15 protein-coding genes are annotated in these 14612 nt (G+C 57.3%); 9 read left to right on the forward strand and 6 right to left on the reverse strand.

The annotated features are described in order from the left end of the window. Positions 1–160: 160 nt before the first annotated feature. On the reverse strand, positions 161–1342 hold the full coding sequence (tsgA, locus tag K7B04_RS07190) for an MFS transporter TsgA (RefSeq protein WP_223803761.1): 1182 nt from the start codon (positions 1340–1342) through the stop codon (positions 161–163). 278 nt (positions 1343–1620) lie between these two features. Between tsgA and ppiA the strand changes: the two genes are divergently transcribed. From ppiA to K7B04_RS07205, 3 genes are all read left to right on the forward strand, one after another. Further along, positions 1621–2193 (forward strand): peptidylprolyl isomerase A, encoded by a 573-nt coding sequence (gene ppiA, locus K7B04_RS07195; RefSeq protein ID WP_163446674.1) that lies wholly within the window; start codon positions 1621–1623, stop codon positions 2191–2193. 96 nt (positions 2194–2289) lie between these two features. Beyond that, positions 2290–2853 carry an aminodeoxychorismate synthase component 2 gene (gene pabA, locus K7B04_RS07200; protein WP_167577235.1) on the forward strand — a complete coding sequence of 188 codons (564 nt, stop codon included), beginning with the start codon at positions 2290–2292 and terminating at the stop codon, positions 2851–2853. A gap of 84 nt (positions 2854–2937) precedes the next feature. After that, positions 2938–4155, forward strand: a complete 1218-nt coding sequence (locus tag K7B04_RS07205) for an aspartate aminotransferase family protein (RefSeq protein ID WP_223803762.1) — start codon at positions 2938–2940, stop codon at positions 4153–4155. Here the strand turns inward: K7B04_RS07205 and K7B04_RS07210 are convergent. Then, positions 4148–6223: a YccS/YhfK family putative transporter gene (locus tag K7B04_RS07210; protein WP_163446670.1), complete on the reverse strand. Its 2076-nt coding sequence runs from the start codon at positions 6221–6223 to the stop codon at positions 4148–4150. The two genes, K7B04_RS07205 and K7B04_RS07210, sit on opposite strands and share 8 nt — an antisense overlap. 54 nt (positions 6224–6277) lie before the next feature. Then, positions 6278–6910, reverse strand: a complete 633-nt coding sequence (gene crp / locus K7B04_RS07215; RefSeq protein WP_000242758.1) for a cAMP-activated global transcriptional regulator CRP — start codon at positions 6908–6910, stop codon at positions 6278–6280. A 304-nt stretch (positions 6911–7214) separates the two neighbouring features. Between crp and K7B04_RS07220 the strand changes: the two genes are divergently transcribed. Then, positions 7215–7619 (forward strand): OsmC family protein, encoded by a 405-nt coding sequence (locus K7B04_RS07220; RefSeq protein ID WP_064541617.1) that lies wholly within the window; start codon positions 7215–7217, stop codon positions 7617–7619. A gap of 50 nt (positions 7620–7669) precedes the next feature. On the opposite strand, the gene K7B04_RS07225 is transcribed toward K7B04_RS07220, so the two are convergent. The 3 genes from K7B04_RS07225 to K7B04_RS07235 all read right to left on the reverse strand — a co-directional run bounded on the left by K7B04_RS07225 (position 7670) and on the right by K7B04_RS07235 (position 9836). Next, the gene (locus K7B04_RS07225; RefSeq protein ID WP_163446668.1) at positions 7670–8533 is read right to left on the reverse strand and encodes a phosphoribulokinase; all 864 of its coding nucleotides are present in this window, start codon (positions 8531–8533) and stop codon (positions 7670–7672) included. A 65-nt stretch (positions 8534–8598) separates the two neighbouring features. Further along, the gene (locus K7B04_RS07230; protein ID WP_035894385.1) at positions 8599–8817 is read right to left on the reverse strand and encodes a YheU family protein; all 219 of its coding nucleotides are present in this window, start codon (positions 8815–8817) and stop codon (positions 8599–8601) included. Beyond that, a complete protein-coding gene (locus K7B04_RS07235) occupies positions 8814–9836 on the reverse strand; it encodes a hydrolase (RefSeq protein WP_163446666.1) in 1023 nt (340 codons plus the stop codon). Before K7B04_RS07235 ends, K7B04_RS07230 begins: the two co-directional genes overlap by 4 nt. 250 nt (positions 9837–10086) lie before the next feature. On the opposite strand from K7B04_RS07235, the gene mdcA reads away from it, so the two are divergent. Genes mdcA through mdcE form a run of 5 tightly spaced genes read left to right on the forward strand, consistent with a single transcriptional unit; the run spans position 10087 to position 14534 of the window. Beyond that, on the forward strand, positions 10087–11742 hold the full coding sequence (mdcA, locus tag K7B04_RS07240; protein WP_038634792.1) for a malonate decarboxylase subunit alpha: 1656 nt from the start codon (positions 10087–10089) through the stop codon (positions 11740–11742). Further along, complete coding sequence (locus K7B04_RS07245) at positions 11742–12599, forward strand: triphosphoribosyl-dephospho-CoA synthase (protein WP_223803763.1); 858 nt, start codon at positions 11742–11744, stop codon at positions 12597–12599. The genes mdcA and K7B04_RS07245 overlap by 1 nt, the downstream gene beginning before the upstream one ends. 9 nt (positions 12600–12608) lie before the next feature. After that, a complete protein-coding gene (mdcC, locus tag K7B04_RS07250; RefSeq protein ID WP_065356471.1) occupies positions 12609–12908 on the forward strand; it encodes a malonate decarboxylase acyl carrier protein in 300 nt (99 codons plus the stop codon). Next, on the forward strand, positions 12901–13734 hold the full coding sequence (locus K7B04_RS07255; protein ID WP_223803764.1) for a biotin-independent malonate decarboxylase subunit beta: 834 nt from the start codon (positions 12901–12903) through the stop codon (positions 13732–13734). The genes mdcC and K7B04_RS07255 overlap by 8 nt, the downstream gene beginning before the upstream one ends. Continuing rightward, positions 13734–14534, forward strand: coding sequence for a biotin-independent malonate decarboxylase subunit gamma (gene mdcE / locus K7B04_RS07260; RefSeq protein WP_167577236.1), 801 nt, complete (start codon positions 13734–13736; stop codon positions 14532–14534). Before K7B04_RS07255 ends, mdcE begins: the two co-directional genes overlap by 1 nt. Positions 14535–14612 lie beyond the last annotated feature (78 nt).

Consider the following 14612-nt stretch of genomic DNA (forward strand, 5'->3'; position numbering starts at 1 on the left):
AGGGTGATGATTTTTAAGTGTTTTTGTAAGTTGCGGAAAATACTCAACTTTATTTGCTGTTTGTTTTTTGCGCGGAAAGGGTAAATAAACGGCGATTTGGCAGGCGCGGAAAACGAGGACAAGAAGCGCCCCTTTTCATGGTGAAAAGGGGCGAAGCGGATTAGTGAGAGGCTGACGCCGCGTGCTGGCGATGACGGCTCACAAAGCCGAGGATCAGACACATGACGAACACCACGGCGTACAGACCGTTTGCGGTCGTCAACGCCGCCAGCGGGCCGCTATGGGCAACGATAGGCCCGGTAACCACGAAGGTCAGCATGGTACCGATGGTGCCGCAGGTCAGCACAAAGTTAACCAGTTTTGGTGAGGCGATTTTGGTCTGCAGGGAGCCCAGCGTAATAATTGAGGTGTAGATAGCGCTGGAGAAGAAGCCCAGAGTCAGGATAAACCATGCCAGGTGCTGCGGTTCGCCGTGGTTGAACAGGTACATCATCACGGTGGCAATACCGGCCAGCACGGTCAGGATGCGTTGCAGATCGAAGAAACGCAGGATAAAGCTGAAGGCCCACATACCAAACATGTAAGACATCCAGAAGTCGCTGACCAGTTTGCCGGCATCGTTCAGGCTCATGCCCAAACCTTTGGCGTATTCAGGTACCCAGGAGATAAAGCCCAGCTGGCCGAGGATGTAGCACAGCGCGGCGATGGACAGGAACAGCACGCCAATGCCCCACTTCTCTTTCACGATCGGCTGGTCGTTGTTCTGCGCTTTTTTACCCAGAACCGGGAAGTCGCAGCCGAGGGTCAGCACGAAGATGGCCACGTAGATCAGGCCAATGCAGGCGTATACCCAGTACCACTCAATGGTACGGGCCAGCAGCCAGGCGGCGAGCATTGGGAAGATCATCCCCGCCATGCTGAAGAAGGAGTCGGTAAACAGCAGACGCGCGCCGCGCTGACGCCCTTCATACATGTGGGTGATGAGGAAGGTACCAATCGACATGGTGATCCCGCTGACCAGCCCCAGTACGAACATGGCGGCGGAGAACAGCGCCAGGCTATGGCTGGTCATCAGACCAATGACCGCCAGCACCATCAGGATAAAGCCAAAACGCAGCTGCGTTTTCAGCGGAACGATTTCCATCAACCAGGCGTTGAGGAAAATCGAGATCAGGATCCCAGCGTTCAGGAAGGTAAAGGTGTTACTCATGCTGGAAACGGGCAGATTGAAGTAATCGGCGATGTTTCCCATCACCATCCCGGTGACGATCACCAACGCACCGGTAAGGGCGTAGGAGAAGAAGCTGATCCATGTGAGCTTGATACGATTGCTGTTAGTCATGACTGGCCTGTGAATAGTTGTGTAAAGCGCGTTGACACTGCGCTGAGCGGGCAGATTTTAGTCACTGAGGTGATGTATTCATAGTTTTATTACGCAAACGTTGGCGTATTACACTTTTAATTGTGATCTGGATCACAAAATCAAGCTCGTGAATTCTTACCCTGCTCATTATGAGCGTTACATCCGCGTAAACTTTGGTAAAGCACTGGCCTGAGGGGCTATCCCTCTTTAGAATCAAGCCACTCGCTTTCTCTACTGCACCTGTTAAAGGAATTCTCATGCTCAAATCAACTCTGGCGGCCGTGGCGGCTGTTTTTGCTCTCTCGGCGATGGCTCCTGCGGCTTTTGCAGCCACTACGAATCCGCACGTGCTGCTGACCACCTCTGCAGGCAATATCGAGCTGCAGCTGGATAGCCAGAAAGCGCCGGTTTCCGTTGAAAACTTCCTGAACTACGTTAATAGCGGTTTCTACAACAACACCACCTTCCACCGCGTGATCCCGGGCTTTATGGTGCAGGGCGGCGGCTTTAACGAGCAGATGCAGCAGAAGCAGCCTAACGCGCCGATCAAAAACGAAGCCGACAACGGCCTGCGTAACACCCGTGGCACCATCGCGATGGCGCGTACTGCGGATAAAGATAGCGCAACCAGCCAGTTCTTCATTAACGTGGCCGACAATGCCTTCCTTGACCACGGCCAGCGTGATTTTGGCTACGCGGTATTCGGTAAAGTGGTGAAGGGCATGGACGTGGCAGATAAAATCTCCCAGGTGCCGAGCCACAACGTTGGGCCGTACCAGAATGTGCCGACCAAACCGATTGTGATCCTGTCGGCGAAGGTGCTGCCGTAAGTCAGGCCGGGCGGCGTCAGGCATGAGGCTGCCGCCCGTATCGCTAAAGCACTCCACACTCGGTAGAATGGCGGCAGATAAATGACCGGAGCCGCCATGATCCTGCTGATTGATAATTACGATTCCTTTACCTGGAACCTCTACCAGTATTTTTGCGAACTGGGGGCCAGCGTGGTGGTCAGACGTAACGATGACATCACCCTTGATGACATCGAGCAGCTGGCGCCTGAAAAAATCGTGATCTCACCCGGCCCCTGCACGCCGGACGATGCCGGTATCTCTCTTGATGTCATCCGCCACTACGCGGGCATCCTTCCTATCCTCGGTGTTTGCTTAGGCCATCAGGCCATCGCGCAGGCGTTTGGCGCGCGTATCGTTCGCGCACAGCAGGTCATGCACGGCAAAACGTCGCCAATTACCCATCAGCAGCAGGGCGTTTTTCGTGGTTTGAATAACCCGTTGACCGTGACCCGCTATCACTCTTTGCTGATTGATCCCGATACGCTGGCCGACTGCTTTGAGGTTACCGCTCGCAGTGAAAGCGGGGAAATCATGGGCATTCGTCATCGCGAGTGGGATCTGGAGGGCGTTCAGTTCCATCCGGAAAGCATTCTTAGCGAACAAGGGCACCAGCTACTGGCCAACTTTCTCCAGCGATAGTAGTTGCTATGATGTGATTTTTTATGCATATTTTGTGGATAGATTTTCACACTCATTGCTGCATCGTTTGAAGAAGGGCATGACATGGTAAACAAACAACCTGCGATCACCCGCGCGACCTTCGATCAGGTCATTTTGCCAATCTATGCACCGGCGGAGTTTATTCCGGTGAAGGGAAAAGGCAGTCGCGTCTGGGATCAGCAAGGCAAAGAGTACGTTGATTTTGCTGGCGGTATCGCGGTGACGGCGCTGGGCCACTGTCATCCGGCGCTGGTTGAGGCGCTGAAAACCCAGGGTGAAACCCTGTGGCACACCAGCAACGTGTTTACCAACGAACCGGCGCTGCGTCTGGGCCAGAAGCTGGTTGACGCCACATTCGCCGAGCGCGTGGTGTTCATGAACTCCGGCACTGAAGCCAACGAGACCGCCTTTAAACTGGCGCGTTACTACGCTTCAACCCGCCATAGTCCGTATAAAACCAAAATTATCGCCTTCCATAACGCCTTCCACGGGCGCTCGCTGTTTACCGTCTCCGTCGGCGGTCAGCCAAAGTACTCCGACGGTTTCGGCCCTAAACCTGCCGATATTGTTCACGTGCCGTTTAACGATCTGCACGCGGTGGAAGCGGTGATGGATGACCACACCTGCGCGGTGGTGGTGGAGCCGATTCAGGGCGAAGGCGGCGTGCAGGCGGCGACACCTGAATTCCTCAAAGGGTTGCGCGACCTGTGTGACAAGCATCAGGCGCTGCTGGTCTTTGATGAAGTGCAGAGCGGCATGGGGCGTATCGGTTCACTGTTTGCTTACATGCACTACGGCGTGACGCCGGACATTCTGACCAGCGCTAAAGCGCTGGGCGGCGGCTTCCCGGTCAGCGCCATGCTGACAACCAACGATATTGCCAGCGCTTTCCACGTCGGTTCGCACGGCTCTACCTACGGTGGTAACCCGCTGGCCTGCGCGGTCGCCGGTGCGGCCTTCGATATTATCAACACGCCGGAAGTGCTGAACGGCGTCAATGCTAAGCGCGAGCGGTTTGTTCAGCATCTGCAACAGATTAACGCGAAATACGATGTCTTCAGCGATGTGCGCGGGATGGGGCTGCTGATTGGCGCCGAGTTGAACGCGAAGTACAAAGGCCGCGCGCGCGACTTCTTGTATGCGGCAGCGGATGTCGGTGTGATGGTATTGAATGCCGGCCCGGACGTGATGCGCTTTGCCCCCTCGCTGGTGGTGGAAGAGGTGGATATCGACGAAGGTATGCAGCGCTTTGCCCAGGCCGTCGCGAAAATTGTTAGCTAGTTTGCCGCTTTAACCAGCCGCCGTGCCGTGGGCGCTGGCGCCAGGCCACCGACGAAATAGTGTGCATGGTGTTCAGGTGCCCCAGAATTCGCTGGAGATGCTGTTCCATGGTGCTTAACGGCCCGTGGGACAGTGAATCCGGCGCTTCCATAATGTTGACCTCGCCACTGCTCCCCGCTTCATCGTATTCCAGACGCTGCTGACAGCGTTGTAGAGCAATCTCACACGACTCCAGGTACTGCTGCGCCAAATCAGGCGTCAACATATTGTGCTCGCGCGCCAGCGTCGTCATGGCATTGATGTGCTCGACGATAAACTGGCTGTGGGTCACCCACAGTTTCATATCTTCAAGATAACGTGAATTAAAGCCCGGCTCCTGCATCGCCTGGTTCAGCGTGTTGTACAGCGTGTTGTGTGCCTGGTTGACGCGCATGCGCTGGTAGGCCAGCTTCGGTGCCTGTGGGTCGGGGCTGAGGATCAGGCGGATAGCGTCCTGATCGGCCTCCAGCGCCGCCTGGGCGTTCTGGCGCAGCTGGCCGCTCTGCCACTGCGGCCATAGCCAAATCATGCCGCCAAAGGCGATCAGGCAACCAATGATGGTGTCGATAAAGCGGGCGACAATAAACTCTTCGCCATTAAGCGTCAGGATTTGCAGGGTGTACACCGCGGTGATGGTAAAGCCGACGGTCGCCCAACCGTAGCTGCGACGAATAATCAGGTAGCTCACTAACGTCACTATCAGCATGCCCGTTAGCGCCCAGCCCTGCGGCGTGTGGAAGTGCAGGGCCACGGCGGCAATCACCAGACCGGCAAGGGTACCCGCTGCTCGGTGGAAAATTCGCACCCGGGTCGCGCCGTAACCGTTTTGTGTGACCAGCAGCACCGTCATCAGGATCCAGTACGGTTTCGGCAGGTGCAGCGCCGCGCCCATCAGGCTGGCGATGCTCAGCATCACGCTGAGACGCGCGGCGTTACGCAGGGCGGGAGAGCGCAAAGAGAGGTAGCTTTTTAACGCCGGGAACAGCGGCAGACGGCGTTCTTTGTCGGCCATCAGGTTACGCGGGTACAGCGGGCGCTGGGAGCGTAGCACGCGGGCAATGCGGCTGAAGTGCCAGGCACAGAACTGACCCACCGGGTTATCCGGGTGCTGGTCGGCAATTTTCTCCAGCGCGCCAATCTGTTTATCCATGTTGAAGCGGGTAGGGTAGCGGTGATAGAGAATATCGTCCGCCAGCACGCGCAGGCGTGCGGCTACCGTCTGGGCATTCCAGCGGATTACCGCTTCCGCATGGCTGCGTTCAACCAGCTTCTGCACCTCTTCCGGCTGATGCAGGCTGACGGAGATATGCTCCTGCAAATCCAGCCCAACCTGGAAAGCGCGCAGCAGCCGCTTGTAGTCATTGTGCTGGTTCGCCGCCAGCATGTGCAGTTGCTGGTAGCACTGGGAAATCAGGTCCACCACCTTTTGCTGGCGAGTCAGCAGCGGCGGCAGCGCGGTGGTGGGATCGGTATGCTGGGTGAGCAAGCTGTATTTGGCTTCGCAGTAGTCGGCAAGCTGACGGTAAAGCAGGCTGAGCGACTCGCGTAGCGGCTGCTCGCGCCACATCCAGAACCACCACCAGTTGAATAGCCCGTACCATAATGTCCCCAGCGCATAGATCAATAATGGCTGCCAGATGGGCATATTCCCTGCCAGGCTGAGGGTAAAAATGGAGGCAATTAGCGAGGCGGGCAGCAGTCGTCCGTGTAGCGCGCTGATCTCTGCCGTGACGCCAAGCAGCAGCGCTAGCCCGGTCAGAATCAGTGGCAAAGGCACATCGCGCGCCAGCAGCAGCTGAACGGCGAGACTACATCCGGCGAACAGGCAGCCGCCGATGATCAGACGCTTGAAGAAACGCTTATGCGGGGTATCAAGCCCGGCAATGTTGCAGCAGGCGGGCACCAGCGAGAACAGCAACCCCTGCTGGAGGTGGCCGAGCAGTAGACCAATGGCAACGGGCAGACACAGCACCAGCGTTTGCCGCAGTGCATAGTTGACTTCCGGGTGGTAAATCAGCCTGCGCCACATAGGGGGAAAACAAAAACGGCGTACTGCATGACGCAATACGCCGTTTGGGCTGGATTAGCGGGTACCGTAAACGACAATGGTTTTGCCGTGTGCGGAGATCAGGTTCTGATCTTCCAGCATCTTCAGGATACGGCCCACGGTTTCACGAGAGCAGCCGACGATCTGGCCGATTTCCTGACGGGTGATTTTGATCTGCATCCCGTCCGGGTGGGTCATTGCGTCAGGTTGTTTTGCCAGGTTCAGCAGGGTCTGAGCGATACGACCGGTGACGTCGAGGAACGCCAGGTTGCCGACTTTCTCAGAGGTAACCTGCAGACGACGCGCCATTTGCGAAGAGAGACGCATCAGGATGTCCGGGTTAACCTGGATCAGCTGACGGAATTTTTTATAAGAGATTTCAGCAACTTCACAAGCGGTTTTTGCCCGTACCCACGCGCTGCGTTCCTGGCCTTCTTCAAACAGGCCTAACTCACCGATGAAATCGCCCTGGTTGAGGTAAGAGAGGATCATCTCTTTCCCTTCTTCGTCCTTGATGAGTACTGCCACTGAGCCTTTTACGATGTAATACAGCGTCTCTGCTTTTTCACCCTGGTGAATCAGCGTGCTCTTCGATGGGTACTTATGAATATGGCAATGAGACAAGAACCATTCGAGAGTCGGGTCTGTTTGCGGTTTGCCAAGCACCATGCGCGGTTATCCTCTGTTATAAGCTCTTCCCGGCGGCAAAAGCATTGCGGCCACCGGTTGCAATAGTATCCTTCCCGTTACCTGGGAAGTCGGCTGTCGAATACTGTCGCAGCCTGTAATGTGATGTCCTCTGCATACATGCAGTACGTTTATGTATTACCGTAGCATCCTGACTGTTTTAGCATAGCTTTAGCCGTGTGTCTCCTGGTGTCTCGCTTCAGCATGACGTCGATCGCCTTCCATTGCGAGAATTGTTATGTGCGCGTAATCTGAGAAGAAAATTGCAACCTTGGAGTTAAAAATTATGCAAGCGCGTGTGAAATGGGTTGAAGGGCTGACCTTCCTCGGTGAGTCCGCTTCTGGACACCAGATCCTGATGGACGGCAACTCTGGCGATAAAGCGCCAAGCCCAATGGAAGTGGTGCTGATGGCCGCGGGCGGCTGTAGCGCCATCGACGTGGTGTCTATCCTGCAGAAGGGCCGCAACGACGTGACCGACTGCGAAGTGAAGCTGACCTCCGAGCGTCGTGAAGAAGCGCCGCGCCTGTTCACCCACATCAATCTGCATTTTATCGTCACCGGTAAAGGGCTGAAGGATGCGGCGGTTTCCCGTGCGGTGGATCTGTCTGCCGAGAAGTACTGTTCTGTTGCGCTGATGCTTGAAAAAGCGGTGAATATCACCCACTCCTACGAAGTGATCGAAGGGTAATTCCTCGCACGCAGCGAATCCCTCGCCCCTGTGGGGTGAGGGTTCGTGCATTAGTTTCGCCCTTCCATCATACGCTGCACCAGCGGTGTCATGATCAATTCCATCGCCAGCCCCATCTTCCCGCCGGGAACCACCAGCGTATTCATATGCGAGATGAATGAGCCTTGCAGCATGGCCAGTAGCCACGGATAGTCGATGTTGTCGAGATTGCGGAAGTGAATCACCACAAAGCTTTCGTCCAGCGACGGAATGCCCTTGGCGGCAAACGGGTTAGAGGTATCGACCGTCGGCACGCGCTGGAAGTTGATATGGGTGCGGGAGAACTGCGGCGTGATGTAGTTGATATAGTCTTCCATCGAACGCACCACGGAATCCATCACCGCTTCGCGGGAATGTCCGCGTTCGCTGGTGTCGCGGATCATCTTCTGGATCCACTCAAGGTTAACGATTGGCACCACGCCGACCAGTAGATCGACGTGGCGGGCGACATCATGCTGTGGCGTCACTACGCCGCCGTGTAGCCCTTCGTAGAACAGCACGTCGGTCGGTTCTGGCAGCGGCTGCCAGGGGGTAAACGTGCCGGGTACCTGATTCCACGGTACCGCTTCGTCGTAGGTATGCAGATATTTACGCGACTGCCCTTTACCGCTCACGCCATAGTCGCGAAAGGTTTGTTCCAGCAGGCCGAAGTCGTTGGCATCCGGACCAAAGTAGCTAATATGGCGGCCCAAATCACGGGCTTTACGAATGGCCATATCCATTTCCGGACGGGTATAGCGGTGGAAGCTGTCGCCTTCCACTTCTGCCGCGCGCAGGTTGAGTTGAGCAAAGATTTTACGGAAGGCGAGGCTGGTGGTGGTGGTCCCCGCGCCGCTGGAGCCGGTAACGGCAATAACCGGATGTTTGGCAGACATGCGAATAACTCCCTGAAAAGACGACAAGGGAAGCGTGGTAAACGCCTCCTGCCGTTAGAGTATAGTTAACCGCGAAATTGGTTACGGGGCATGATGTTGACGGTCTCATGAAGCTCAGACCAGACCAGCACCGCTTCGCCTGTTTGTAGCTGGTGTTTTACGTCGGCGACCTTTTGCGCAAGTGAACGTTCATATTCACCATAATCAGTGCCTTCGCGCAAGACAAAGCTTTCAATCAGGTTGTCCAGCGTCTCCGGGTCGATATCCTGCCAGGGAATAATCATGCTTTTGCTCCCAACCAGCGCATCAACCAGGCGGGAATGCGTTTTTCCAGCCACATTTCCGGGTGGCGCAAAGTGCCGCCGATAAAACCTACGTGACCACCGTATTCCGTCAACTGGTACTCCACGTTCTCCGGCAGCTCTTCCTGTGCGGGGATGGAGTGGTGATCCATAAACGGATCGTCCTTTGAGTGGATGATCAGCGTCGGCTTGGTGATCTTGCTTAAGATCGGCATCGCGCTGCACTGGCGGTAATAGTCAATGGCATCGGCAAAACCGTGGATCTTCGAGGTAATCGAATCGTCGAACTCGCGGATGCGGCGCATGCTTTTCAACTGACGCAAATCGACCGGCAAAGAGCCGGGATAGGCCTTCAGCTTGCGGGCTGCGTTGCCTTTTAGCAGGTTGAGCAGATAGCGCTGATAAACGCGTGAAAAGCCTTTATCCATGTGGTAGCTACAGGCTTCCAGCATAAACGGCGCCGAGACAATCACGGCGGCATCGATGGGCACTTCGTCGCCTTCTTTGGCGAGCAGGCAGGCCAGCATGTTGCCGCCGAGCGAGTAGCCCACTGCCGCAGTCGGGGCGTGACCATATTCGCGCGCCAGCCAGTGCAGGAACCAGGTGCCGTCTTCCGTTTCGCCGGAGTGGTAGATGCGGTTCAGACGGTTAGGCTCGCCGCTACAGCCACGGAAATGCATCACCACGCCCAGCCAGCCCTGCGCTTTCGCTGCATTGATAAGGCCATGCGCGTACGGGCTATACAGGCTGCCTTCCAGACCGTGAAACACCACCAGACGCGGCTTATGGCGCGCGGCCTGCGGATCTTCGCTCCACGCCAGATCGACAAAGTCGCCGTCCGGCAGTTCAAGGCGCTGCCAGTGCGGCGTGAACTGCACCTTACGGCGGATAAGACGCGGCAGCATGGTCTGCAAATGACGATTGCTGACGCCGCGCATCGGCACGAAGTCGGCGCTGCTTTGGGTGTCGATGTTGAGATCGTGGTGGGTGGTTTCAGTCATGTCTACGCGATGTTTACTCGTTAATCTGCCGCCTACTATACCGTCACTTTGCCATTGTGTTTATGAAAATGAGGCACAGGTAGTCGTTTTTATCCCTTTGGGTTCTGATCCTTATCACAAATTGTTACTTCAATTATTACTCTCAAGCTAATGATTCTCTCCTACGCTTAATTGATGACTTTCTCACCAGGGTTCACACTCTTAGCTGTGTTAAGCAATCAAAATGATTAGCTGAATCAGGAGGTTAATAATGTTATCTGGGCAAACGCCAGCACGAGTCTGGAACACCCGCCGCACGGAAAAACAGCGCCGTCTGGCTTCCGTTCCGGTGCAGGGTAAGGTGCTGCCGACCGCAGACCTGACCGCGATGCTGGAAAAACTGATCGCGCCGGGTGACCGCGTGGTATTAGAAGGGAATAACCAAAAGCAGGCAGATTTCTTGTCCCGTATGCTGGCTGAGGTGAACCCGCAGATTGTGCACGACCTGCACATGATTATGCCAAGCGTCGGGCGCAGCGAGCATCTGGATATCTTTGAAAAAGGCATCGCCCGCAAGCTGGACTTCTCCTTCTCCGGCACCCAGAGCCTGCGCATCTCGCAGCTGCTGGAAGATGGTCAGCTGGAAATCGGCGCCATCCATACTTACATCGAACTTTACTCCCGTCTTTACGTCGACCTGGCCCCGAACGTGGCGCTGATTGCCGGTTATAAGGCTGACCGTAAAGGCAACCTCTACACCGGGCCGAGTACCGAAGATACCCCGGCGCTGGTGGAAGCCGCCGCGTTCCACGATGGCATTGTCATCGCGCAGGTGAACGAACTGGTGGATGACGAATGCGACCTGCCGCGCGTGGATATTCCGGGTTCCTGGATTGACTACGTGGTTGTCGCCGACAAGCCGTTCTTTATCGAACCGCTGTTTACCCGTGACCCGCGCCTGATTAAACAGGAACACATCCTGATGGCGATGATGGCGATTAAAGGCATCTACGCGGAACACCAGGTGCAGTCGCTGAACCACGGTATCGGCTTCAACACCGCGGCGATTGAACTGCTGCTGCCAACCTACGGCGAACAGCTGGGTCTGAAGGGCAAAATCTGTAAACACTGGACCCTGAACCCGCATCCGACGCTGATCCCGGCGATTGAAAGCGGCTGGGTAGAAAGCGTGCACTGCTTCGGCGGTGAGCTGGGGATGGAAGAGTACATCCGCGCCCGTCCGGATATCTTCTTCACCGGTTCCGACGGCTCCATGCGTTCCAACCGTGCTTTCTGCCAGCTGGCAGGTCAGTACGCGGTGGATATGTTTATCGGTTCCACCTTGCAGGTTGACGGCTACGCCAACTCCTCCACGGTGACCCGCGGTCGTCTCTCCGGCTTCGGCGGCGCGCCGAATATGGGTCACGATCCGCACGGTCGTCGCCACGCTACCCCAGCCTGGCTGAACATGATCACCGAACCGGATCCGATGCAGCGCGGTAAAAAACTGGTCGTGCAGATGGTCGAAACCTTCCAGGCCGGTGTGAAACCAACCTTCGTTGAGAAACTGGATGCGGTAGACGTGGCGAAAGCCTCCGGTATGCCGCTGGCGCCGGTGATGATTTACGGCGACGACGTGACCCACGTGTTGACTGAAGAAGGTATCGCCTACCTCTACCGCGCCAAAGATCTGGAAGAACGCCGCGCGATGGTCGCTGCGGTTGCCGGTATCACCGATATCGGTCTGGGCGTTGACGCGAAACGCGTCGCCGAACTGCGCCAGAGCGGCAAAGTGGTCTACCCGGAAGATATGGGCATTCGTCGTACCGACGCCACCCGTTCGCTGCTGGCAGCCGGTAGCGTCGCCGACCTGGTGGAATGGTCCGGCGGTCTTTACAACCCACCTGCGAAATTCCGGAGCTGGTAATGAAACTTCTGCCCCAGATTCAGGTTGAAGGCGGTGCCGAATGGCTGGCGCGAACCGCCACGCAGTGTCTGATTGACGAAGCACGATTAAGCCCGAAACCCGGTCTGGTGGACAGTCGGGGTAACGGCGCGCACAACGATTTATCGCTTGCGCTAATGGAGCGCTCCGCGCACAGCCTGACCCCCACGTTTCAGGCGCTTGCGCAACAGAGCTGGCAGCGGCCAGCCGACATTGCGCTGAGACAAACCGTAGGGCGACTCGGCCGTGAAGGTGAGAAGCAGATGATGGCCGCTACCGATGGCGTGAATACCCACCGCGGCGCGATTTGGGCGCTGGGGCTGCTGGTCAGCGCGGTGGCGATGCACGGCGGCGTGGGCAGCGCGCAGCAGGTAGCGATGACCGCCGCCGAGCTGGCAAAGCTGCCGGATGCCGCTGCACCGAAGGTCTTCAGTAAAGGGCTACGCGCCACTCACCGCTATCAGGTGCCGGGTGCCCGGGAAGAAGCGCAGCAGGCGTTTCCGCACGTGATGCAGCGTGCGCTACCGCAGCTTCGCTTAAGCCGCCTTAACGGCAGCAGCGAAACGCACGCCAGGCTTGATGCGCTGATGGCCATCATGACCTCGCTGACCGATACCTGCGTGCTGTCCCGCTCGGGGCTGGAAGGGCTTGATGCCATGCAAGACGGCGCCCGCGCCGTGCTGAGTGCAGGTGGTAGCGCCCATCCAGCAGGTCAGGCGGCCTTAGCGGCGCTCGATAGCCACATGTTGGCGCTGAACGCCTCGCCGGGCGGCGCAGCCGATTTGCTTGCCGCCACGCTGTTTCTCGATCGCATCGAATCGCCCTATTTCAAGCATTAAGAGGATGTTATGGAACACATTACGTTAACCGTACCGGCCAGCCGCACCTTAAGCGGCAAAGCGCTGGCAGGCGTTGTGGGCTCCGGGGATATGGAGGTGTTATTCACCGCCGACCAGGGCCAGACGTTAACCATTGATATCACCACTTCCGTCGATAACAGCCGCAGCCGCTGGGAAGCACTGATTAACCGTCTGCAGACGGTCAGCAGCCTGCCGGCAGGCCAACTGATCATCCACGACTTCGGCGCGACGCCGGGCGTGGCGCGCATCCGTATCGAACAGGTTTTTGAAGAGGTGAGCTATGCGTGATGACCGCAGTTTTATCGAATTAAAAGCGCGTCAGCGCGCACAGGCGCTGCTGGACGAAGGCAGCTACCGTGAACTGCTCGACCCGTTTGAAGGCGTGATGTCGCCGTGGCTCGGCGCGCAGGGCATCGTCCCGCAGGCCGATGACGGCATGGTGGTGGCGAAAGGCACCATTAACGGCAAACCAGCTGTTGTTGTAGCGATTGAAGGCGCGTTCCAGGGCGGCAGCATGGGCGAGGTGTCCGGCGCCAAAATGGCGGCGGCGCTTGAGCTGGCGGCGGAAGATAACCGCAACGGTATTCCGACTCAGGCCGTACTGAGCCTGGAAACCGGCGGCGTGCGTTTGCAGGAAGCCAACCTGGGCCTGGCGGCGATTGCCGATATTCACGCGGCGATTGTTGATCTGCGCCGTTATACCCCGGTGGTCGGCATTGTCGCCGGGACCGTCGGCTGCTTCGGCGGGATGTCTATCGCCGCCGCACTGTGTAGCTATCTGATTGTCACCCGTGAAGCGCGTCTCGGCCTGAACGGCCCGCAGGTTATCGAACAGGAAGCCGGGATTGAAGAGTACGACTCCCGTGACCGTCCGTTTATCTGGAGCATGACCGGTGGCGAAATTCGCTACCAAAGCGGGCTGGTGGAAGCGCTGGTCGGCGACGGCGTCAACGCGGTTAAGGCCGCCATGAACGAGGCGCTGGCTAAAGGCGTTCCGGCAAAACATCGCACCGATAACTACGACTGGTATCTCGAACGCCTGACCCACTTCGACACGCGTAAACAGGCCGATACCGAACAGATTCATGCGCTCTTTGCCCGGGAGGTGAAATGATGAGTAACGCAATGAGCCGTGGCCAATTATGGCTGGAAACCCTGGCGCCGAACGCTAAACGTATCGAGGGTCTGTGTCCGTCCGTCCAGGCTGCCGACGGCGAGCTGAACGGTGAAACGGTGCGTTTTATTGCCGTGGTGCCGGACGCGAACAACCACTACCCGCGTGCTGCGAAAGGCGAAGTGGGCCTGCTGGAAGGCTGGACCCTGGCGAAAGTGGTAAGCGAAACCATCGCCGCCGATGCCGATAAAGCCGTGAAGCGCCCGATTGTGGCGGTGATTGACGTGCCGAGCCAGGCCTATGGTCGTCGTGAAGAAGGCTTTGGCATTCACCAGGCGCTGGCCGGTGCCGCAGCGGCGTATGCCAACGCGCGTCTGGCAGGCCACCCGGTGATTGGCCTGATTGTCGGTAAAGCGATGTCCGGCGCGTTTCTGGCGCACGGCTACCAGGCAAACCGCCTGATCGCCTTTAACGACAAAGGCGTGCTGATCCACGCGATGGGTAAAGAGTCCGCGGCGCGCATCACCCTGCGTACCGTTGAGGCGCTGGAAAAACTGGCGGCAACCATTCCGCCGATGGCGTATGACATCAGCAATTACGCCACCCTGGGGCTGCTGGAGAATCTGCTGGATATCAGCAATCCGGATGCCCCGTCTGCTAACGATCTGACGCTGGTGTTAAACACCCTGCAACAGGCCATCAACGACGCTCGTCAGGACCCGACGCTGAAAAGCCGTCTGGGTGCCGACAATCGCCGCAGCTCTGCCCTCGTACGCGAACGCATGCGAGCAAGCTGGTAAGTAAAAAAGAGACCTGCCGGATGTACGGCTCCATGGGCGCTTTCCGCGCCCATGCGGGCAGCTGCATCTGAAAAAATA

It is taken from the genome of Kluyvera sp. CRP, assembly GCF_019930565.1.
In the GTDB taxonomy this organism is placed as follows: Bacteria; Pseudomonadota; Gammaproteobacteria; order Enterobacterales; family Enterobacteriaceae; genus Kluyvera; species Kluyvera georgiana_A.